The 21,840-nt window shown below is 69.4% G+C and carries 20 protein-coding genes; 18 read left to right on the forward strand and 2 right to left on the reverse strand.

Features of this window, described 5'->3' with window-relative positions; genetic code table 11:
- The first annotated feature begins 71 nt into the window (after window positions 1-71).
- The 13 genes from dapA (at window position 72) to dapF (ending at window position 13,841) form a co-directional block, all read left to right on the forward strand.
- A complete protein-coding gene (dapA, locus tag ACF1AJ_RS01800; protein ID WP_391505886.1) occupies window positions 72-1,049 on the forward strand; it encodes a 4-hydroxy-tetrahydrodipicolinate synthase in 978 nt (325 codons plus the stop codon).
- A 71-nt stretch (window positions 1,050-1,120) separates the two neighbouring features.
- Window positions 1,121-2,797, forward strand: a complete 1,677-nt coding sequence (locus ACF1AJ_RS01805; RefSeq protein WP_309861696.1) for a ribonuclease J — start codon at window positions 1,121-1,123, stop codon at window positions 2,795-2,797.
- 67 nt (window positions 2,798-2,864) lie between these two features.
- A complete protein-coding gene (locus ACF1AJ_RS01810) occupies window positions 2,865-3,356 on the forward strand; it encodes a GNAT family N-acetyltransferase (RefSeq protein ID WP_391505887.1) in 492 nt (163 codons plus the stop codon).
- Window positions 3,357-3,425: 69 nt separating this feature from the next.
- Complete coding sequence (locus ACF1AJ_RS01815; protein WP_391505888.1) at window positions 3,426-6,248, forward strand: DNA translocase FtsK 4TM domain-containing protein; 2,823 nt, start codon at window positions 3,426-3,428, stop codon at window positions 6,246-6,248.
- A gap of 9 nt (window positions 6,249-6,257) precedes the next feature.
- Window positions 6,258-6,881 (forward strand): CDP-diacylglycerol--glycerol-3-phosphate 3-phosphatidyltransferase, encoded by a 624-nt coding sequence (gene pgsA, locus ACF1AJ_RS01820; RefSeq protein WP_391505889.1) that lies wholly within the window; start codon window positions 6,258-6,260, stop codon window positions 6,879-6,881.
- A complete protein-coding gene (locus ACF1AJ_RS01825) occupies window positions 6,868-7,374 on the forward strand; it encodes a CinA family protein (protein ID WP_391505890.1) in 507 nt (168 codons plus the stop codon). Before pgsA ends, ACF1AJ_RS01825 begins: the two co-directional genes overlap by 14 nt.
- 158 nt (window positions 7,375-7,532) lie before the next feature.
- The gene (locus tag ACF1AJ_RS01830) at window positions 7,533-7,844 is read left to right on the forward strand and encodes a helix-turn-helix domain-containing protein (protein ID WP_018191455.1); all 312 of its coding nucleotides are present in this window, start codon (window positions 7,533-7,535) and stop codon (window positions 7,842-7,844) included.
- 82 nt (window positions 7,845-7,926) lie between these two features.
- Window positions 7,927-8,151 carry a DUF3046 domain-containing protein gene (locus tag ACF1AJ_RS01835; RefSeq protein ID WP_018191454.1) on the forward strand — a complete coding sequence of 75 codons (225 nt, stop codon included), beginning with the start codon at window positions 7,927-7,929 and terminating at the stop codon, window positions 8,149-8,151.
- Window positions 8,152-8,324: 173 nt separating this feature from the next.
- On the forward strand, window positions 8,325-9,398 hold the full coding sequence (gene recA / locus ACF1AJ_RS01840) for a recombinase RecA (protein ID WP_391505891.1): 1,074 nt from the start codon (window positions 8,325-8,327) through the stop codon (window positions 9,396-9,398).
- 31 nt (window positions 9,399-9,429) lie between these two features.
- Window positions 9,430-10,299, forward strand: coding sequence for a regulatory protein RecX (locus tag ACF1AJ_RS01845; RefSeq protein WP_391505892.1), 870 nt, complete (start codon window positions 9,430-9,432; stop codon window positions 10,297-10,299).
- Between the two features lie 71 nt (window positions 10,300-10,370).
- Window positions 10,371-11,981 carry a tRNA (N6-isopentenyl adenosine(37)-C2)-methylthiotransferase MiaB gene (gene miaB, locus ACF1AJ_RS01850; protein WP_391505893.1) on the forward strand — a complete coding sequence of 537 codons (1,611 nt, stop codon included), beginning with the start codon at window positions 10,371-10,373 and terminating at the stop codon, window positions 11,979-11,981.
- Between the two features lie 11 nt (window positions 11,982-11,992).
- Complete coding sequence (gene miaA / locus ACF1AJ_RS01855; protein ID WP_391507414.1) at window positions 11,993-12,952, forward strand: tRNA (adenosine(37)-N6)-dimethylallyltransferase MiaA; 960 nt, start codon at window positions 11,993-11,995, stop codon at window positions 12,950-12,952.
- Between the two features lie 10 nt (window positions 12,953-12,962).
- Window positions 12,963-13,841, forward strand: coding sequence for a diaminopimelate epimerase (dapF, locus tag ACF1AJ_RS01860; protein WP_391505894.1), 879 nt, complete (start codon window positions 12,963-12,965; stop codon window positions 13,839-13,841).
- Window positions 13,842-13,924: 83 nt separating this feature from the next.
- Here the strand turns inward: dapF and ACF1AJ_RS01865 are convergent, their stop codons facing one another.
- On the reverse strand, window positions 13,925-14,542 hold the full coding sequence (locus ACF1AJ_RS01865; RefSeq protein WP_391505895.1) for a class I SAM-dependent methyltransferase: 618 nt from the start codon (window positions 14,540-14,542) through the stop codon (window positions 13,925-13,927).
- Between the two features lie 54 nt (window positions 14,543-14,596).
- On the opposite strand from ACF1AJ_RS01865, the gene hflX reads away from it, so the two are divergent.
- The 4 genes from hflX to ACF1AJ_RS01885 all read left to right on the forward strand — a co-directional run bounded on the left by hflX (window position 14,597) and on the right by ACF1AJ_RS01885 (window position 20,142).
- Complete coding sequence (gene hflX, locus ACF1AJ_RS01870; RefSeq protein ID WP_391505896.1) at window positions 14,597-16,132, forward strand: GTPase HflX; 1,536 nt, start codon at window positions 14,597-14,599, stop codon at window positions 16,130-16,132.
- A gap of 227 nt (window positions 16,133-16,359) precedes the next feature.
- The gene (locus ACF1AJ_RS01875) at window positions 16,360-17,340 is read left to right on the forward strand and encodes a methylenetetrahydrofolate reductase (RefSeq protein WP_391505897.1); all 981 of its coding nucleotides are present in this window, start codon (window positions 16,360-16,362) and stop codon (window positions 17,338-17,340) included.
- Window positions 17,337-19,700, forward strand: a complete 2,364-nt coding sequence (gene metE / locus ACF1AJ_RS01880) for a 5-methyltetrahydropteroyltriglutamate--homocysteine S-methyltransferase (RefSeq protein WP_391505898.1) — start codon at window positions 17,337-17,339, stop codon at window positions 19,698-19,700. Before ACF1AJ_RS01875 ends, metE begins: the two co-directional genes overlap by 4 nt.
- 91 nt (window positions 19,701-19,791) lie before the next feature.
- Entirely contained in the window at window positions 19,792-20,142 is a 351-nt protein-coding gene (locus tag ACF1AJ_RS01885; RefSeq protein WP_018191444.1) for a metallopeptidase family protein, read from the forward strand.
- A 75-nt stretch (window positions 20,143-20,217) separates the two neighbouring features.
- Here the strand turns inward: ACF1AJ_RS01885 and lexA are convergent, their stop codons facing one another.
- Window positions 20,218-20,898 (reverse strand): transcriptional repressor LexA, encoded by a 681-nt coding sequence (lexA, locus tag ACF1AJ_RS01890; protein WP_018191443.1) that lies wholly within the window; start codon window positions 20,896-20,898, stop codon window positions 20,218-20,220.
- Between the two features lie 262 nt (window positions 20,899-21,160).
- Between lexA and ACF1AJ_RS01895 the strand changes: the two genes are divergently transcribed.
- On the forward strand, window positions 21,161-21,526 hold the full coding sequence (locus tag ACF1AJ_RS01895; RefSeq protein WP_391507415.1) for a LysM peptidoglycan-binding domain-containing protein: 366 nt from the start codon (window positions 21,161-21,163) through the stop codon (window positions 21,524-21,526).
- Window positions 21,527-21,840 lie beyond the last annotated feature (314 nt).

The raw sequence follows: 21,840 nt of genomic DNA on the forward strand, positions 1-21,840 counted from the left end.
ACGCTACGCCGACGCTGTGGACAGCGCAGCTAATGTGACCTCCCGTGACGGCGACCCGATAGCCTTGTGCCATGGCTGCTTCCGCGAATCCGTTCGGCCAGGTCCTCGTCGCCCTGGTCACCCCGTTCACCGCCGATGGCGAAGTGGACTGGGCGGCGGTCGAGAAGCACATCGACGACGTGATCCGCGCGGGGGCGGACGGCATCGTGGTCACGGGCACGACGGGGGAGACCTCGACGCTGACGGACCCCGAGAAGCTCCGCCTGGTCGAAGTGGGCAAGTCGGTCGCCGACGGCCGCGCCAAGATCATCACGGGCGGCGGGTCCAATGAGACCGCCCACGCCATCCAGCTGTACCAGCAGAGCGAGAAGGCGGGGGCCGACGGCGTCATGGTCGTCACCCCGTACTACAACAAGCCGACGCAGGCCGGCATCCTGACCCACTTCCGGATGATCGCCGACTCGACCGACCTTCCCGTCATCCTCTACGACATCCCCGGCCGCACCGGCGTGCCGATCAAGTACGAGACCATCCTCCGCATCGCGAAGCACCCCAACGTGCTCGCGATCAAAGACGCGAAGGGCGACTTCAGCGAGGTCAGCCGCGTGCTCAACCAGACCGACCTCATGTACTTCTCGGGCGACGATGCGAACGTGCTCCCGCACCTCTCGATCGGCGCGAGCGGACTCATCGGGGTCACGGCGAACATCGCCCCGACCCCGTACCGCCAGATCGTGGATGCGGTGAACGCCGGCGACCTGGCGACCGCCACCGCCGCCCACATGAAACTCGAACCGTTGGTGCGCGCCGTGATGACGCACGTGCCCGGTACGGTTGCTGCGAAGTACATCCTCCACGGCCTCGGCCGCATCTCGAGCCCCCGCGTGCGTCTGCCGCTCGTCGGGCCCGAAGAGTGGGAGGCCGCTCAGATCGAAGACGAACTCGACCTCGTCAAGGACATCCCCGGTGTCGACTTCTCGAACTTCCGCCCCGACCGCAACGCGGCCGCGGGCGGTGCGCTCCCGAAGATCGCCGGGACCACACGCTGACGACCGCACAGGCGGTCGAACACATGGCGGGCGCGCGAAGCCCCGCGAAGAACACAGAAATAGGAGGGCACATGCCCAACCTCGTCGCCGAGCCTCCCGCGCTCGAACCCGGAACACTCCGCATCATCCCGACGGGCGGTCTCGGTGAGATCGGCCGCAACATGACCGTCTTCGAATACGAGGGAAAGCTCCTCATCGTCGACTGCGGCGTCCTCTTCCCCGAGCAGGACCAGCCGGGCGTCGACCTCATCCTCCCCGACTTCGCGCCCGTGCGCGACCGCTTGGACGACGTCGTCGGCGTCGTGCTGACCCACGGCCACGAAGACCACATCGGGGCCGTTCCGTACCTGCTCAGGCTGCGGCGCGACATCCCGCTGATCGGCTCGGGCCTGACGCTGGCCCTGGTGGAGGCGAAGCTCAAGGAGCACCGCATCCAGCCGTACACGCTGACGGTCAAGGAGGGGCAGGTCGAGCAGCTCGGCCCGTTCTCGCTGGAGTTCGTCGCGGTCAACCACTCCATCCCGGATGCGCTCGCCGTGGCCATCACGACGCCGGCCGGCGTCGTGCTCCACACCGGCGACTTCAAGATGGACCAGCTTCCGCTCGACGACCGCATCACCGACCTGCGGGCCTTCGCGCGCCTCGGCGAGAAGGGCGTCGACCTGTTCCTCGCCGATTCCACCAACGCCGACGTCCCCGGCTTCACGCCGCTGGAGCGCTCGATCGGCCCGGTGCTCGACGCCGTCATCGCCCGGGCGCCGCGCCGCGTCATCGTCGCCAGCTTCTCCAGCCACGTCCACCGCGTCCAGCAGGTGCTCGACGCCGCCGCCGCGAACGGCCGCCGCGTCGCCCTCCTCGGCCGCTCGATGGTCCGCAACATGACCATCGCGGCGGAGCTCGGCTACCTCAAGGTCCCCGAGGGCGTGCTCATCGACTACAAGAAGGCCGCCGACCTGCCCGACGACGAGATCGTCTACATGTCGACCGGATCGCAGGGCGAGCCCATGGCCGTGCTCGCGCGGATGGCGAACCTGGACCACCAGATCGAGGTCGGTCCCGGCGACACGGTGATCCTGGCGTCGAGCCTGATCCCGGGCAACGAGAATGCGGTCTACCGCGTCATCGACGGGCTCACCAAGCTCGGTGCGAACGTCGTGCACAAGGGCAACGCGAAGGTCCACGTCTCGGGCCACGCGGCCGCGGGCGAGCTGCTCTACTGCTACAACATCCTGAAGCCGAAGAACGTCATGCCCGTGCACGGCGAGTACCGCCACCTGGTGGCCAATGCGCGCCTCGCCATGGACACCGGCGTTCCGGAGAAGAACACGATTCTGGCGGAGGACGGCTCGGTCGTCGATCTGCGCGACGGCGTCGCCCGCGTGGTGGGCCAGCTCGACCTGGGCTTCGTCTACGTCGACGGCTCCAGCGTGGGCGAGATCACGGACGCCGACCTGAAGGACCGCCGCATCCTGGGCGAGGAGGGCTTCATCTCGATCATCGTCGTCGTGGAGGCCGCGACCGGCCGCATCGTGACGGGACCGGAGGTGCACGCCCGCGGTTTCGCGGAGGACGACGCGGTGTTCGACGACGTCAAGCCGAAGATCGCCGCCGCCCTGTCGGAGGCCGCCCACAACGGCGTCCGCGACTCGCACGCGCTGTCCCAGGTGGTCCGCCGGACCGTGGGCCGCTGGGTCAACACCAGCTACCGCCGCCGGCCGATGATCGTGCCGCTGGTGATCGAGGCCTGACCCGGCCTCGCGCCGGCCGGCCGGGATCGTTACCCGCCGGAAACACGACGGTGGGTAACGTTCGTCCATGAACGCGTTCCACATCCGCCCCGCCGTTCCCGGCGACGCCCGGGTGCTCGCGGACATGCTGGTGGAGGCCGCGAACTGGAACCCGGTCCGTACCCGGCCGCGGGTGACCGTCCTCGACGATCCGTCCGTGCGCCACTACATCGCGGGCTGGCAGCGGCCGGGCGACTTCGGTTGCGTGGCCGAGGACGCCCATGGTGTGCCCGTCGGTGCCGCCTGGGCGCGGCTGTTCTCGCCGAGCGACCCCGGCTACGGCTTCGTCGCGGCCGGGGTGCCCGAGCTGACGCTGGGCGTCTACCCGCAGTGGCGTGCGCAGGGCGTCGGCCGGGCGCTGCTCCGTGAGCTGGCGCGCGCAGCCGCTGCGCGCGGTCACGCACGACTGAGTCTCAGCGTCGAGCGCTCCAACTTCGCTCAGCGTCTCTACGTCAGCGAGGGCTACGTGACGGTGGCCTCGGGGGAGGGCTCCGACACGATGGTGCGCACAGTTCGCTGACCGGGCCGGATTTCCACAACTCAGGCGCGGGAACCGCGTGATGACGGGGGCACGACGTACCGTTGTGGCATGGCTACGAGCACCAAGTCGAATTCACGCGCCCGGAACTCCGGTCGCGGCGGGTCGACCGCGCGCAAGCCGGCGTCGAAGACCGCGCAGCAGAAGACGGTCGCCTACCCGGCAGCCGATGCGGGGACCAGTCCGCTGATCCGCGCGTGGATGGGTCTCGCGCACCTCACCGGCGCCGCCTTCCGTGCGCTCGGTCCCGAGAAGCTGGCCAAAGAGGAACGGCGTGACGGCTTTCCGTTCTTCCTCGTCCTGCTCGCCATCGCCGGGGCGGTCATCGAGTGGTTCCTGATCAACGACCAGGTCGCGCGCATGCTCGACGCCTGGACGTTCGGTGCGCTCTTCGGGCGCGTCGCGTTCGCTCTTCCGATCGTCATGGTGCTGTTCGCCGCGTGGCTCTTCCGGCACCCCAGCTCCGTGCACGACAACACCCGTATCGGCATCGGCCTGAGCATCCTGCTGCTCATGGTCTCGGGCCTGTGTCATCTGTTCAGCCCGCACCCGTCTCCGAGCGACGGCGTCACGGCTCTTGCGCAGGCCGGCGGCGTGCTGGGCTGGCTGATCGCGGCCCCGCTGTCGCTGCTGATCACCCCGTACGGCGCGGGCGCCGTCATCATCCTGCTGCTGATCCTCAGCCTCTTCATCATCACCAAGACGCCGCCGAACAAGCTGCCCGAGCGCATCCGTGAGCTGTATGCCTACCTGTTCGGAGCGCAGCTTCCGACGGAGGACGAGCGCCAGGAGGCGAAGGAAGCCCGATCGAAGCAGGTCGAGCTGGACGGGGTCGACGACGAGCCCGAGCAGGAGGCCAACCTGCCCTGGTGGCGCCGGAACAAGTCGCAGCGCGAAGAGGACCCGGAATACGACGCCGCCCCGGCGGACGGCCTCACCGAGGTCTTCGGCGCCGGCCAGCGGGGCAAGGGGGAGTTCGCGACCGCCCTCGAGCCCGACCCGGCCAGCGACCACTACAACACCGAGGTGCTGAGCGAGCTCGCCAACGCCGAGGACGCGCTGCAGCGTTTCACCGGCGAGCAGCCGCCGACGGCCGTCGCGCCGCTCCCGCCCGTGGGCGGGGCGGCCGGAGGCGCGGCCGTGCTCCCCGGCTTCCAGGCCGGCGCCGAGGATTTCGATGAGGATGTCGCCCCGCCGGCGCTCCCCGAGCCGTCCGCCCCCTACAACCTCCCGTCGGCGACGATGCTCTCCGCCGGAACGCCGGCGAAGACGCGTTCCGGCGCGAACGACGAGATCGTCGCCGCCATCACGTCCGTGCTCACCCAGTTCGGCGTGGACGCGAAGGTCACCGGCTACTCGCGCGGCCCGACGGTCACGCAGTACGAGATCGAGCTCGGTCCGGGCGTCAAGGTCGAACGCGTCACAGCGCTCAGCAAGAACCTGTCGTACGCGGTCGCGAGCAACGAGGTCCGCATCCTCTCGCCCATCCCGGGCAAGAGCGCCATCGGCATCGAGATCCCGAACAGCGACCGCGAGATCGTCTCGCTCGGCGACGTGCTGCGGTCTCCCGCGGCCACCAAGAGCGTCCACCCGATGACGATCGGCGTGGGTAAAGACGTGGGCGGCGGCTTCGTCGTCGCGAACCTGGCCAAGATGCCCCACCTGCTCGTCGCCGGTTCCACTGGTTCCGGCAAGTCGAGCTTCGTCAACTCGATGATTACCAGCCTCCTGATGCGCGCGAAGCCGTCGGAAGTGCGGATGGTGCTGATCGACCCGAAGCGCGTCGAGCTGACCATCTACGGCGGCGTCCCGCACCTGATCACGCCCATCATCACGAATCCGAAGAAGGCCGCGGAGGCCTTGCAGTGGGTCGTGAAGGAGATGGACATGCGGTACGACGATCTGGCGAGCTTCGGCTTCCGCCACATCGACGACTTCAACCGCGCCGTCGTGAACGACGAGATCGTCCTTCCCGCCGGCAGTGAGCGGAAGCTGAAGCCGTATCCGTACCTGCTCGTCGTCGTCGACGAGCTCGCCGACCTGATGATGGTCGCGCCGCGCGACGTGGAGGACTCGATCGTCCGCATCACGCAGCTGGCCCGTGCCTCCGGCATCCACCTGGTGCTCGCCACCCAGCGACCCTCGGTGGATGTCGTGACCGGACTGATCAAGGCGAACGTCCCCTCGCGACTGGCGTTCGCCGTGACGAGCGTCACCGACTCGCGCGTCATCCTCGACCAACCGGGCGCCGACAAGCTGATCGGCCAGGGCGACGCCCTGTTCCTGCCGATGGGCGCGTCCAAGGCGATCCGCGTGCAGGGTGCGTGGGTGAACGAGGACGAGATCCAGAAGGTCGTCGACCATGTCACCCGCCAGGCGCGGCCGGAGTACCGGCAGGACGTCACGGTGTCGGCCGAGAAGAAGCAGATCGACTCCGACATCGGAGACGACCTGGAGCTCCTGCTCGCCGCCGCGGAGCTCGTCGTGTCGTCGCAGTTCGGATCGACGTCGATGCTGCAGCGCAAACTGCGCGTCGGCTTCGCGAAGGCCGGCCGGCTCATGGACCTGCTGGAGTCCCGCGAGATCGTCGGGCCGTCCGAGGGGTCCAAGGCCCGCGACGTGCTCGCAACGGCGGAACAGCTTCCGCAGGTGATCGCGCGGCTCCGCGGCGAGGAGCCGCCCGCTGGAGCTGCCGCGCCGACCGCGGCGGCGGGAGCCGGTGCGGGCGCCGCGCTCGGACCGGCCGGGGGCGGCGTCGATGCCGAGCTGGACGACCGCTACGGAAACGACCCTGTCGCGGCGATGACGGCGGGCTATCCTGAGGTCGAGGGCGACTCCGACGAGGACGCCTGGCAGCTGACCGACAGAGAGTAGACGACCACGATGTCGGTGCCCGACACGCCTCCGCCCGCAGCGGCGGACGGCGGAACAGCGCACGTGAGCAACTGGAACCTGCCCAACGCGATCACCGTGGTGCGCATCCTGCTCGCTCCGCTGTTCGTCTGGATGCTCCTCGCCGACGGCGGAGACGACGGCTGGCTTCGCTGGGCGGCCGCGGTGCTGTTCATCCTCGCGATCGCGACGGACGGCGTCGACGGTGCCCTCGCACGGCGTCAGGGACTCGTCACCGATCTCGGCAAGCTCCTCGATCCGATCGCGGACAAGGTGCTCACCGGAGGTGCGCTCATCGCACTCTCCATCCTGGGTGAGCTGCCCTGGTGGGTGACCGTCGTCATCCTGGTGCGCGAGATCGGGATCACCGTCTACCGCTTCGTGGTGATCCGGCAGGGCGTCATCGCTGCCTCGCGCGGAGGCAAGATCAAGACCATTGTCCAGTCGGTGGCCATCTCCTTCGCGCTCGTCCCACTGTGGACGGTGTTCGGCGACTGGATCTTCTGGGTGAACGGCATCCTCATGACCGCGGCCGTCATCCTCACCGTCTGGACCGGCATCGACTACCTCTGGCAGGCCTGGAAGGGCCGGAGGGCGAAGCGTGCCGTCGCCTGAGCAGTCGTCGACCGAGGTCGTGGTCCGGGCCTTGATCGACCGCCGGCTCACGGTCGCCGTTGCCGAGTCGCTGACCGGCGGGCTCCTCACCGCCGAGCTCACGAGTGTGCCCGGCGCGTCCGCCGTCGTCCTCGGCGGTGCGGTCGTCTACGCCACCGAGCTGAAGCACACGCTGCTGGGTGTGGATGCCGATCTGCTGGCGGCGGAAGGCCCCGTCCATCCCGAGGTCGCCCGGCAACTGGCCACCGGCGTCCGCGAACGCCTGGCCGTCGCCGAAAGCCCCGCCGACATCGGAGTGGCCACGACAGGAGTCGCCGGACCCGATCCGCAGGGCGGCCGCCCGGTGGGCACGGTGTACGTCGGCATCGCCTCCGACGCCGGCGCGCGCTCGATCGAGCTCGTTCTCTCGGGCGACCGCGACGGCATCCGCCGGTGGACGGTCGTCGAGGCTGTACGTGCGCTCGCCGCCGAGCTCGGAATAACGGATGTTTGAGACCCCCGGATTACCGCGGGAATACGCGGTGTTTCGGTCTCGTTACACCTGCTGCATTCACAAGAAAAGCCCAGTAGCCCTCGATATCGTGGAGCGCAGGGATGCGGTACATTCGTATCCCATCGATACGTCGGCAGGGTAAGAGAGGGAGGCTCCGAATGATTCTTGTACGTCAGGAAATCGGCGACGTGCTCAGGGACTTCCGCCTGCAAAAGGGTCGTACGCTCCGCCAGGTCGCCAGTAAGGCGAGCGTCGCGCTCGGGTACCTCAGCGAGGTCGAGCGCGGACAGAAGGAGGCGTCGAGTGAGATCCTCGCCTCCGTGGCAGACGCTCTGGAGACGCCGGTCTCGGTCATCATGCGCGAGGTCGGCGATCGGATCGCGGTGCTCGAGGGTCTCGAGCCGGTGATTCCGGACACGGTTCCGGACGAGTTCGTCTCGGCGATGGACTCGGACCTGGTCGCCCGCTGATCCCGCACGCTCTGGAGGACGCCCCGCTCTCGGCGGGGCGTCCTTCGTTTACCCCCTCCCTGCTCTCCGAAACAAAGGACCCATGAAGCTCAGCGAGTTCCAGCGCGCCGTCACCGACGAGTTCGGCAGCACCTACGGTCAGACGCTGCTGACCGACCTCGTCCTCGGCGAACTCGGCGGCCGCACTCCCAACGAGGCCATCGCAGCCGGTCTGTCTCCGCGCGAGGTGTGGATCGCGCTCTGCAAGGAGACCGGTGTGCCGCAGTCGCACTGGTACGGCGCGGGAAAGCCCGCCCCGAAGCGCTGACCGTCGGCTCGACACGCCATTTTCGGTTCTCGAAGATATGTTCGGAACTGGCTACACTTCTTCACATCGGCAGTCGAAAACCGGTTGTCCACAGATGCGCGTCCCTCGCTTCGGGTGTCGGACGTCACTCCTAGAGTCGAACCGTAGCGAAGCCCACGAAGGAGAACCGCAAAATGCCATCACCCGCAGACCGCGAGAAGGCCCTGGAAACAGCCCTCGCGCAGATCGACCGCCAGTTCGGCAAGGGCTCCGTCATGCGACTGGGCAGCGACGAGCGCGCCCCCGTCGAGGTCGTGCCGACCGGATCCATCGCCCTCGACGTCGCCCTCGGCATCGGTGGACTGCCCCGCGGCCGCATCATCGAGATCTACGGCCCGGAGTCGTCGGGTAAGACGACCCTGACCCTGCACGCCATCGCCAACGCTCAGCGCGCGGGCGGCATCGCGGCCTTCATCGACGCGGAGCACGCCCTCGACCCCGAGTACGCCCGCAAGCTCGGCGTCGACATCGACGCCCTGCTCGTCTCGCAGCCCGACACGGGTGAGCAGGCGCTCGAGATCGCCGACATGCTGGTCCGATCCGGCTCCATCGACCTGATCGTCATCGACTCCGTCGCCGCGCTCGTGCCCCGCGCCGAGATCGAGGGCGAGATGGGCGACTCGCACGTCGGCCTCCAGGCCCGTCTGATGTCCCAGGCCCTCCGCAAGCTCACCGGTGGGCTCAACCAGACCAACACGACGATGATCTTCATCAATCAGCTGCGTGAGAAGATCGGTGTCTTCTTCGGCAGCCCGGAGACCACCGCCGGTGGTAAGGCGCTCAAGTTCTACGCCTCGGTGCGCCTCGATATCCGCCGAATCGAGACCCTGAAGGACGGCGCCGACGCGGTCGGCAACCGCACCCGCGTGAAGGTCGTCAAGAACAAGATGGCTCCGCCCTTCAAGCAGGCGGAGTTCGACATCCTTTACGGTGTCGGCATCTCCCGAGAGGGCAGCCTGCTGGACTTCGGTGTGGAGCACGGCCTCGTCAAGAAGTCGGGCGCTTGGTACACCTACGAGGGCGACCAGCTCGGCCAGGGCAAGGAGAACTCGCGCAACTTCCTGATCGCGAACCCGGACATCGCGTCCGAGATCGAGCAGAAGATCAAGATCAAGCTGGGCATCATGGCCGACCCGAACGCGGCGGCGGAACAGCCGTCCAACATCGGATCGATCGAAGACAAGCTGCAGGCTCGAAAGGGCGCGTGACCGCGCCCTTCGCCTCACGGAGGGGATCCTCGTGGTGGTGAAGTTCCCGTCCTCTCCGGAGGACAACCAGGGTGACGGTACGTCGACCGCTGAGACGGGGGAGCGGGAGCATCTGGCACTCGTGACCCCGCTCCGGCGAGCGGCCTCGGAGCGCGGCGCCGATGGTGACCAGCATCCCTCGCGGCGCGGCCGGGTTCGCGAGCGTCAGCCGCATGAAGGCGTTGTGCGGCCGGTGGTCACATTGCCTGGGGAGGCTCCAGTCGGGGACGCCGTGACGGGAGCCGCGCGCGGGCGATCCGGTCAGAGGACCGACGCGGGGTTGGACGCCGGGTGGAACAACACCTGGGGCGCCGAGCCTCCGGCGCCGGCGATTGCGGACGAGTCGGAGGTCGACGAGGAGACGGTCCGGCAGGCGCGGAAGACCTCCGGGGTCGCGATCCGTCAGCTGGCTCGACGGGGGATGTCGCGGTGGGAGCTCGAGCAGTTGCTCACCAAGCGCGAGATCGACCCTGCGGTGTACGGGCCGGAGCTCGATCGGCTGGAGGTGCTCGGCGTGATCGACGACGCAGCGCTCGCCGCGACGCTCGCCTTCACGCAGCACAGCCGGAAGGGGCTCGGGCGTACAGCGATCGAGCAGGAGCTCAAGCGCCGCCACATCGATCCCGTCCTGATCGAGGCCGCGTTGGCCGACATCGGCGACGACGACGAACTGGAGCGCGCGACGGAGCTGGCCGTGAAACGCATAGGGCAGCTGTCGTCCTACGACGACGAGACGGCCCGGCGCAGGCTGCATGGGTTCCTGGCGCGCAAAGGGTACGCGTCGGATGTCGTGCGGCAGGCGATGGATGCGGCGTTCGCGACCCGGCGCCCGCGTGGCGGTTCCGGAGTCCGTTTCCAGTAGGCGGGCGTCTGCCGAACGCCCCGTGACCACGTCGCCTGCCAGGCGGCGAGAAACGTAGACTTGTCGCCATCATGAGCATCCTGGAACAGCACAGCGTCATCGCGCCCTCCGAGGCGGCAGTCCGTCCCGACGGCCGAGCGCGAACCTACGAGGTGCGCACGTTCGGCTGCCAAATGAACGTCCACGACTCCGAGCGCCTCAGCGGCTCTCTCGAAGCGGCAGGTTACATCCCCGCCAACGGTGAAGAGGCCGACATCGTCGTCATCAACACCTGCGCGGTGCGCGAGAACGCCGACAACAAGCTCTACGGCAACCTCGGCCACCTCGCGGGCGTGAAGCGCCGGCACGAGGGCATGCAGATCGCCGTGGGCGGGTGCCTCGCCCAGAAGGACAAGAACGTCATCCTCGAGAAGGCGCCCTGGGTCGACGTCGTCTTCGGCACCCACAACATGGGTTCCCTCCCGAGCCTGCTCGAGCGCGCCCGACACAACGACGCTGCCGAGATCGAGATCCTCGAATCGCTCGAGACGTTCCCGTCGACGCTTCCGACCAAGCGCGACTCGTCGTACTCCGGCTGGGTCTCCATCTCGGTCGGCTGCAACAACACGTGCACCTTCTGCATCGTCCCGTCGCTGCGCGGCAAGGAGAAGGACCGCAGGCCCGGTGACATCCTCGCGGAGATCCAGGCGCTCGTCGACGACGGCGCCATCGAGGTCACGCTGCTCGGGCAGAACGTCAACTCCTACGGTGTGGAGTTCGGCGACCGTCAGGCGTTCAGCAAACTGCTGCGGGCCGCAGGGCAGATCGAAGGGCTGGAGCGCATCCGTTTCACCAGCCCGCACCCCGCAGCGTTCACCGACGACGTGATCGACGCCATGGCGGAGACGCCCAGCGTCATGCCGCAGCTGCACATGCCGCTGCAGTCCGGATCCGACCGCATCCTCAAATCCATGCGGCGTTCGTACCGCTCCGAGAAGTTCCTCGGCATCCTCGACCGGGTGCGGGCGAAGCTGCCGGATGCGGCAATCAGCACGGACATCATCGTCGGCTTCCCCGGCGAGACCGAAGAGGACTTCCAGGAGACGCTCCGCGTCGTCGAAGCCGCGCGCTTCGCGTCGGCCTTCACCTTCCAGTACTCCATCCGCCCCGGCACGCCCGCGGCGACCATGGAGGACCAGGTGCCCAAGGAGATCGTCCAGGAACGCTACGACCGGCTCACGGCGCTGCAGGAGCGCATCTCCCTGGAAGAGAACCAGAAGCTCATCGGCCGCGAGGTCGAACTTCTCGTCGCCAACGGCGAGGGCCGGAAGGACGCCGACACGCGCCGGCTCAGCGGCCGTGCCCAAGACAGCCGCCTCGTGCACTTCGAGCTGCCCGCAGGCTCCGAGACGCCGCGTCCCGGTGACGTCGTCACGGTCCGCGTCACCCAGGCCGCGCCGCACCACCTCATCGCCGACTCCGCCGACGGCGCGCCCCTGCGCATCCGCCGCACCCGCGCGGGCGACGCCTGGGACCGCGCAGAGGCCGAGTCCTGCGCCGTGCCCGCCCACGGCGGCACGGCGGCGGGCGCGGAAGCGGGCCGGGTTTCCCTCGGACTCCCGACGCTCCGCACGCGCGAACCGCTCACCTCGCCGGGTGTCGGCACGATGCCGATCTACGACCCGACGGACGGACAGCGCTGAGCGCGGCGCCCATCCCTCCGCTCGTCGCGATCGTCGGCGCGACCGGCACCGGCAAGACCGACCTCTCGCTGGCGCTGGCCGAAGCGCTGCGCGTCCGGGGGCGCTCCGCCGAGGTCGTCAACGCCGACGCGATGCAGCTCTACCGCGGCATGGACATCGGCACGGCGAAGATCACTGCGGAGGAGTGGCGCGGCATTCCGCACCACCTCTTCGACGTGCTCGACGTCACCGATGAAGCCACGGTCGCCCGCTACCAGCCGGAAGCGCGGGCGCGCATCGCGGAGATCGCCGACCGTGGCGCCGTCCCGATCCTCGTCGGAGGTTCGGGGCTATACGTGTCGAGCGTGCTCTTCGACCTGCGTTTTCCGGGGACGGACCCCGAGCTGCGCGCGCGCCTCGAGTCCGAACTCGCCGAACACGGCCCCGGGATGCTCTTCCAGCGCCTGGCCGAGCGCGACCCGGAAGCCGCCCGGCGGATCGGATCGCGGAACGGCCGCCGCATCGTCCGCGCCCTCGAGGTCGCCGAGCTGACGGGGACGTCCGTCACCGGCGCGTTGCCCGACGAACCGTCCCTCTGGCACGAACCGACCGTCGTCATCGGGCTGGCCGCCCCGCGCGACGAGCTCGTCACTCGACTCGACGCCCGGGTCGACAGGATGTGGGCCGACGGGCTCCTCACCGAGGTGACGCACCTCATCCCGCACGGCATCGATCGCGGCGTCACCGCCCGCCGCGCGATCGGCTACGCGCAGGCCCTGGCCGAGCTGCGTGGCGAGCTCTCCCGCGAGGACGCGATCGCCCAGACGCAGCAGCTGACCCGTCGCTACGCCCGCCGGCAGGTCAGCTGGTTCAAGCGCTACCCCGACATCCACTGGCTCGACTACGACGCCCCCGACCTGGTGGATGCGGCGATCACGCTGGTGGATTCGGCGGAGACCGTCGAGCGCAGTGCGCCGGCGACGGGTCGCTAGGCTGGAACGCATGGCGACCATCCACTTCACCAAGGGTCAGGGCACGGGCAACGACTTCGTGCTCTACTCCGACCCGGAGGGGCGCCTGCCGCTCACCGCCACCCAGATCGCCGAGATCTGCGACCGCCACTTCGGCGTCGGTGCCGACGGCGTGATCCGTGCGGTCCGCTCTGCGCACCTTCCGGAGGGCGAGGCAGCCCTCGCCGAGGACGACGCGGCCGCGTGGTTCATGGACTACTACAACGCCGACGGGTCGCCCGCCGAGATGTGCGGCAACGGCATACGGGTCTACGTCCGCTACCTCCTCGAGACCGGCCTCGCCGAACTCCCGGAGGGCGGGACGATCGCCATCGGCACGCGCTCCGGCGTGCGTGATGTGCAGCGCAGCACCAACGGCTTCCAGGTCGACCTGGGCCGCTGGCGGCTCGACGGCGGCGAGCCGCTCGTCCGAGCGAAGGAGCTCGCCGTCGCCCGCCCGGGGCTGGGAATCGACATGGGCAACCCGCACGTCGTGGTCGCCGTCGCCGACGACTCCGAGCTCGACGCGGCCGACCTCTCCTACATCCCGCACATCGAGCCGGCGCCCGAGCACGGAGCGAACGTCGAGTTCGTCGTGCCGCACGAGCCGCTCGTCGTCGACGGCGTCGGCCGCATCCGGATGCGCGTGCACGAGCGCGGCAGCGGCGAGACGCTCTCCTGCGGCACAGGGGCGGCGGCCGCCGCGCTCGCGGTCCGTTATTGGGCGGGCGAGGGCGCCCCGAACCAGTGGCGTGTGGAGGTGCCCGGCGGCACCGTCGGCGTCCGCATGTTCGCCACGGAGGACGGCGAGCACGTCGGCCTCTCCGGCCCCGCCGCCCTCGTCTTCACCGGCACCCTGGACCTCGCCTGACCTATCCAACAGCTCCTGAGTTTTTCGCCGATTCAGCGCCCGGAAACGCGAAAAACTCAGGAGCTGTTGGCTTGGGATGGTGGTCAGGCGTCGGCGTGGGAGCGGGCGCGAAGGACGCGGTAGCCCTTCGAGGTCGCGGCCCGCGTGGTGGTCAGCTCCGGGAAGGTCGCCTGGATCCACCGCTGGAGGGAGTCGCTGCCGAGGTTGCGCTGCACGACCAGCCACGCGTCCGACCCGGGCTCGAGCCGGGGCAGCCAGCGTTCGAGGATGTTGTGCAGCTCGTTCTTGCCCACGCGGATCGGTGGATTCGACCAGATCGTCGTAAATCGCACGTCATCGGGAACATTATCCGGCGTCACCGGGTTTACATTGGTGAGACCGAGCTTCTGCGCATTCCTGCGCACCATGTCCAATGCTCGGGTGTTGACGTCGACGGCCCAGACCGTCGCATGAGGGGATTCGAGAGCAAGTGTGAGAGCCAGCGGCCCCCAGCCGCAGCCGAGGTCGAGGAACTGACCGCCCGGCGGCGCTGCGGGGACATGGTCCAGCAGCACTCGCGTACCCATGTCGATGCGCTCGGGGCTGAAGATCCCGTTCGCCGTCACCAGCTCGTACGTCTGGCCGGCGAGCTGAACGGTGAACGGCCGCAGGTTCATCTCGCTCTCGGGCGCCGGGGAAAAGTAGTGATCTCCGCTGGCCATAAGCAGACCGTACAGGACACGAACAAACTAGGGTTAACCCGGATCGGGGAACTGATGACTGATAAGACCGACATCCGCGACCACGACGCAGACGACGTGGTCGCGCGCGTGCTCGCCACGCAGGACAGCCGTGCGACGGTGACGCTGTTCGGCTCGGATGCGTCCGCACGGGCGCAGGCCCTGCAGGCGGACGCGATCGACGGCGGACTGCATGACGGCGAGCAGTTCGATCGCGAGGAGCGCGCAGCGCTCCGCCGTGTGTCCGGGCTCTCCACCGAGCTGCAGGACGTCACCGAGGTCGAGTACCGGCAGCTGCGGCTCGAGAACGTCGTGCTGATCGGCGTGTACTCGCAGGGCTCCCTGCAGGACGCCGAGAACTCGATGCGCGAGCTCGCCGCCCTGGCGGAGACCGCGGGCGCGGCCGTGCTCGACGGCCTGCTGCAGCGCCGTCCGCATCCCGACCCCAGCACCTACCTGGGCCGGGGCAAGGCGGAGGAGCTCGCCGGAGTCGTCGCCGCGCTCGGCGCCGACACCGTGATCGCCGACACCGAGCTCGCACCGAGCCAGCGCCGTGCGCTGGAGGACGTGGTGAAGGTGAAGGTGATCGACCGCACCGCGGTGATCCTCGACATCTTCAGCCAGCACGCGAAGAGCCGCGAAGGCAAGGCGCAGGTCGAGCTCGCGCAGCTCGAGTACCTGCTCCCGCGCCTCCGTGGCTGGGGTGAGTCGATGTCCCGCCAGGCCGGTGGCCAGGTGGGTGGAGCGGGCGCCGGCATGGGCTCGCGCGGACCGGGTGAGACGAAGATCGAGTTGGATCGTCGCCGCATCCACACGCGCATGGCGCGGCTGCGCAAGCAGATCGCCGGCTTCAAGCCCGCCCGCGAGGCGAAGCGCGCGAATCGCAACCGCAACTCCGTGCCGTCGGTGGCGATCGCCGGCTACACCAACGCGGGCAAGTCGAGCCTGCTGAACCGCGTGACCAAGGCCGGCGTGCTGGTCGAGAACGCGCTGTTCGCGACGCTGGATGCGACGGTCCGCCGGTCGGTGACCGCCGACGGCCGGCTGTACACGCTCGCCGACACCGTCGGCTTCGTGCGCAACCTGCCGCACCAGCTGGTCGAGGCGTTCCGTTCGACGCTGGAGGAGGTCGCCGACTCCGACGTCATCCTGCACGTGGTCGACGGCTCGCACCCGGACCCGGCCTCGCAGCTGGCGACGGTGCGCGACGTGATCGGCGAGGTGGGCGCCCGCGACATCCCGGAGATCGTGGTCTTCAACAAGGCCGACCTGATCTCGGCGGACGGCCGGCTCATCCTGCGCGGACTGGAGCCGGGCGCGATCTTCGCCTCGGCCCGGACCGGCGAGGGGATCGACGAGGTGCTGGCCGCCATCGCGCGGCTGCTGCCGGATCCCTCCCTCGAGGTGGAGCTGGTGGTGCCGTACGACCGCGGCGACCTCATCTCCGCGCTGCACGAGCGGGGTCGCGTGATCTCGACCGAGTACGTCGAGGAGGGCACCCGCGTGACCGCGCGGATCATGCCCGAGTACCACGCGGCGTTCGAGCCGTTCGAGGTGGCCGCGACCTCGTAGCCGCACACCGTATCCCGAAGGCCGGGCGGATCCTCTGTGTCACTGGATGACGCGAGAGGTTCCGCCCGGCCTTCTGCGTTGCTAGATTGCCAGACAACCGAAGCGGGCGACCGCCGACGTGGTGCGACAGCCGAGCCCGGCACCCGCCCGAGTGAATCCCTCCCTGTGCCGAATGCCGAGCGCGGGTGGGACGTCCTTGTGCCGCTGTCCGACCATCCGAGGAACCCATGAGCTGTACCGAGGCCCGGTTCTCCTTCGAGCTGTACCCGCCGCGCACCGAACGCGCCGCGGCGGCGCTGCCGGGGACGATCGACCTGCTGGCCGCGACGCGTCCGGATTTCATCTCCGTGACGTACGGTGCCGGCGGCTCTTCGCGGACTGCCTCCCTCGACGTGCTGCGCTACATCATCGAGCACACCGAGGTCAGTCCGATGGCGCACCTCACCTGCGTCGGCTCGTCGCACGAGGAGGCGCACCGGCTGATCCGCGACTTCCTCGATGCCGGCGTGCGCCGCTTCCTCGCGGTGCGCGGCGACCCGCCGGAGGGACTGGCCGACGGGGAGGACGGGATCGGCGACATCCGCACGACCGCCGAGCTGGTGCAGCTCATCCACCGCGTTCAGTCCGAGCGTGCACCGTACGGCGAGCTGGTCGTTCCGGAGCTGCACGCGCAGGCCGTGCTGGAGCATCGCGAGCACGTGCAGATCGCCGTCGCCGCCTTCCCGAACGGGCATCCGTCCTCGCACTCGGTCTCGCAGGACATCGACGCCCTGCTCGCCAAGCAGGCCGCCGGGGCGAACCTGGGGATCACGCAGCTGTTCTTCCACGCCGAGGACTACTTCCACTTCGCCCAGCGTGCGGCCGAGGCAGGCGTGACGTTCCCCATCCTGCCGGGCATCATGCCGGTGACGAGCCCCGCACGCCTGAAGCGGATGCTGGAGCTCAGCGGCGAGGACCTCCCCAGCGACCTCGCGATCGAGCTGGAGGTCGAGCCGACCGACGAGGGTCGCCGCGAGATCGGCATCGCCTGGGCCGCCCGGCTCGGCGAGCGGCTGCTCGCGGGCGGGGCCCCTGGCCTTCACTTGTACACGTTCAACCAGCACGAGGCCGTCCTGTCCGTGCTGGACCGCATCGGCGCCCTCCCGGCGGCGAGCGAGACCGCATCCACCACCCCGGCGAACCCGGCCACCGAGAAGGAACCAGCATGACCGACACCACCTCCGCCGCTTCGGGCCGCCCCGCCTTCCCGGCGGGCACCATCATCGGCTACCCGCGCATCGGCCGCCGCCGAGAGCTGAAGAAGGCCGTCGAGGCGTTCTGGGCGGGCAGCATCGACGCGGACGAGCTGGAGTCGGCTGCGGCCGACCTGCGCGCCGCCACGCGTGAGCGGCTCGCGACCCTCGGCCTCGGCCGCACCGATGCGTCCATCCCGGAGAGCTTCAGCTTCTACGACCAGGTGCTGGATGCGGCGGTCACCGTCGGCGCCGTGCCCTCGCGGTTCGCGGGGCTCGCCGCGGCCGACGGCTCCGTCGACCTGGCCGGCTACTTCACGATCGCCCGCGGCGAGGGGGAGAACCCGCCGCTGGAGATGACGAAGTGGTTCGACTCCAACTACCACTACCTCGTGCCGGAGATCGGCCCGGAGACGGCGTTCCGGCTGGCCTCGGACCGCATCGTCCGCGAGTTCGAGGAGGCCCGCGCTGCGGGGTTCGTCACGCGTCCGGTCATCGTCGGGCCGGTGACCTTCCTGCTGCTGAGCAAGGCGGCCGACGACGCCCCGGAGGGTTTCCGTCCGCTCTCGCGCCTGGCCGACCTCCTGCCCGTGTACGCGGAGCTGCTTGCGCGCCTCTCCGCCGCCGGTGCTCCGTGGGTGCAGCTGGACGAGCCGGCCCTCGTCAGCGAGAGCATCGACGAGCCGCGGGATGCGGTGCTCGCCGCGGTGCGCGAGGCCTACGACCTGCTCGGGGCCGCGTCCGACCGTCCCGCGCTCTTCGTCGCGGCGCCCTACGGCAGCCTGGATGACGCCCTACCGCCCCTGGCCGCCACCCCGGTCGAGGCGATCTCCCTCGACCTGGTGCGCGGGTCCCTCCCGTCGGGGCTCGACGCGGCGACCGCATCCGCCCTCGCCGGGAAGACGCTCGTCGGCGGCGTGATCGACGGGCACAACATCTGGCGCGGCGACCTCGAGGCGGCGTTCGGGAAGCTCACGGAGCTGCTGTCGCTCAGCCCCGATGTCACCGTGTCCACCTCCACGTCGCTGCTGCACGTGCCGCATGACGTGGACGACGAGCCGGACCTCGATGCGCGCCTGACGTCGTGGCTCGCCTTCGCCGACCAGAAGGTCGCCCAGGTGGCCGTGCTCGCGCGCGGCATCGTCGACGGGCATGAGGCGATCCAGGAGGAGCTGACCGCGGCCACCGCTGCGCTCGCCGATCGTGCGTCGGCGCCGGGCGTGCGCGTCCCGGCCGTCCGCGAGCGCGAGGCGGCGCTCACCGAGGCCGACTTCCGCCGCGGCGCGTACGCCGACCGGCTGGCGGCGCAGGATGCCGCCCTCAGCCTCCCGTTCCTCCCCACGACGACGATCGGGTCCTTCCCGCAGACCGCCGACATCCGCCGGTCGCGGGCGCAGCTGGCGAAGGGACTCATCACCGAGGCGGAGTACCTGGGCCGCATGCGCGACGAGATCAAGCGCGTCGTCGACCTCCAGGAGGAGATCGGAATCGACGTCATCGTGCATGGCGAGCCCGAGCGCAACGACATGGTGCAGTACTTCGCCGAGAACCTGGACGGCTTCGCGGTCACCCGCAACGGCTGGGTGCAATCGTACGGCTCGCGGTGCACCCGCCCGTCGATCCTGTGGGGCGACGTTTCGCGGCCGGCGCCCATCACGGTCGAATGGTCGGCATACACGCAGAGCCTCACCGACAAGCCGGTGAAGGGGATGCTGACCGGCCCGGTGACCATCCTCGCCTGGTCGTTCGTGCGGGACGACCAGTCACTCGGCGAGACCGCGCGTCAGGTCGCGCTCGCCCTGCGCGACGAGATCGCCGACCTGGAGGAGGCGGGTATCCGCGTCGTCCAGGTGGACGAGCCCGCGCTGCGCGAGCTGCTTCCGTTGAAGAAGGCAGCGCAGGGAGAGTACCTGGACTGGTCGGTCGGGTCGTTCCGCCTGGCGACCTCCGGCGTCGCCAACGGCACGCAGATCCACACCCACCTCTGCTACTCGGAGTTCGGCGTCGTCATCGACGCGATCCGGAACCTCGACGCGGACGTGACCAGCATCGAGGCGGCCCGCAGCCGCATGGAGGTCGTTCATGACATCCAGCGCTCCGGATTCGAGCACGGCATCGGGCCGGGCGTCTACGACATCCACTCGCCGCGCGTGCCGTCGGTCGCCGAGGTGACCGAGCTGCTGGAGACGGCACTCGAGGCGATCCCGGGCCGACAGCTCTGGGTGAACCCGGACTGCGGCCTCAAGACGCGCGGGTACGACGAGACCGTGGCGTCGCTGCGGAACATCATCGAGGCGACGCGCGGAGTGCGCGAGCGGGCGGCCGTGAACGCCTGACGCGTTCATTGGTGCATTGTGCGACCCCGGTACGCTCACGGCGTACCGGGGTCGTCGTGTTCCGGGGGAGCGTGCGTGTGAGGATGGGCGCATGGTGCGCATCCCGGACGAGGAGTTCGAGCGGATGGTCGGCGACATCTTCGATGCGCTGCCGGACGACATGGTGGGGCCGCTGGAGAACGTCGCCATCCTCATCGAGGACCAGCCGGACGGCGCCCGGCCGCGGCTGTTCGGGCTGTACAGCGGACGGCCACTGACCCGGCGCTCGGTGTACGGGTTCGGCGAGCTGCCGGACCGGATCACGCTGTTCCGCAACAATCTGGAGGCGTCGGCCGTGTCGGAGGACGACCTGCGGGCGCGGGTCCGGCTCACCCTGGTGCACGAGATCGGGCACTACTTCGGGCTTTCCGACGACCGGCTGAGGGAACTCGGCTGGGCCTAGCCCTTTCGCCGAAGTGCACCTTGCTGCGCACCTGGCCGGCGTGTCGAGGCCGACAACGTGCACTTCGGCGGCGGTTCAGACCGCGCGGAGGACCGCGACGACCTTGCCGAGCACCTGCGAGTAGTCGCCGAGGATGGGCTCGAAGTTCGAGTTGCGCGGCAGCAGCCAGGTGTGGCCGTCTCGCTGGCGGAAGACCTTGACCGTCGCCTCCTCGTCGAGCATCGCGGCGACGATGTCGCCGTTCTCTGCGGTGTTCTGGGCGCGGACGACGACCCAGTCGCCGTCGCAGATCGCCGCGTCGATCATCGACTCGCCGACGACCTTCAGCATGAACAGCTCGCCGTTGCCGACCAGCTGGCGGGGGAGCGGGAAGACCTCGTCCACCTGCTGCTCCGCCGTGATCGGGATTCCGGCCGCGATGCGGCCGACGAGGGGAACCATCGCGGCGTCGCCAACCGGCGTCTGGTTCTCGTAATCCGGCGCGGACTGCGACGACGACGGCAGGTCGATCAGGATCTCGAGGGCGCGCGGACGGTTCGGGTCGCGCCGGAGGTAGCCGCTCAGCTCAAGCTGGTTCAGCTGATGCGTGACGGACGACAGAGAGGAGAGGCCGACGGCGTCACCGATCTCGCGCATGCTCGGCGGATAGCCGCGCTGGCTCACCGACCGCTGGATCACATCGAGGATCGCCAGCTGCTTGTCGCTCAGGTTCTTGCGGCGACGGGTGCCTCCGCGTGCCTGGTTCTCATTCGACACGGGCGTCCTCTCCTGGCGTCGGCGGCCCTGCGGGGATGCTCCCTGCAGGAATGTCGGTGGTTCCTGATCTGATGTCCTCAGACAGTCGAAACTGTATCCGCGTCGGGAAGGGAAGACAAACATGTGTTCGAGTGTGTCGCGAACTTCGTCCACGAATTCCCGCTCTGAGGGCATCTTGCGGATTCGGACATTCGAAGATACATTCGGAACACAGCTTCGCACCCGCGAGTCTGAGGAGGTCACGGCCATGAGCGCAGTATTGATGAGTGAGTCGGTTCCCACCCTTCGTGCGGTCCCGCCGCTGCCGAAGGGAGCACGGGTCCGCCTGCGTCTCACGCGGCGCGGTCGCGCGGTCCTCTCCGCCCTCGTCGCGCTCCCGCTGGTGATCGGCGCTCTGGTCTTCGCCCTGAACGGCGGCGGCGCCGTCGCCACGGGCGAGCAGACCCACGTCAGCTTCCAATACGTCACCGTGGAGTCGGGCGACTCCCTCTGGTCCGTCGCGGAGCGCGTCGCGCCGAACGCCGACCCCCGCGACGTGATCGCCGACATCGTCTCCCTCAACGGCCTCGACTCGGCCGTCGTCTCGCCTGGCCAGCAGCTCGCGGTCCCGGCGAAGTACGCGCACTAGGCGCCGTCGGCGTCTCCCGGTCATCGACGGAGGCGATCCGCGGCTCGGCAGCCGGGATCGCCTCCGTTTCCCGTTCCCCGGCTTTCATTCCGTCGGAAGGTCCTCCGTTTCCGTCGCCCGGAGGCCGGTGGCGAAAGGGAGGGGATCCGCCGGCGGAGGCCGGATTCGGCCCTGAACGGAGGTGGATGCGGTCGCAGCACCACCGGATCTCCTCCCTTCGTGCGGGCGAGCGATCCCGGGGCTTGGTGGGGGCTGCTCGTCGGGCATCGCCGCGTCGCCGGGCGTCATCCGGCGGAAGGGCAGTGACAGCGCTG

The sequence above is a fragment of the Leifsonia sp. NPDC014704 genome (assembly GCF_043083605.1).
GTDB lineage: Bacteria > Actinomycetota > Actinomycetes > Actinomycetales > Microbacteriaceae > Leifsonia.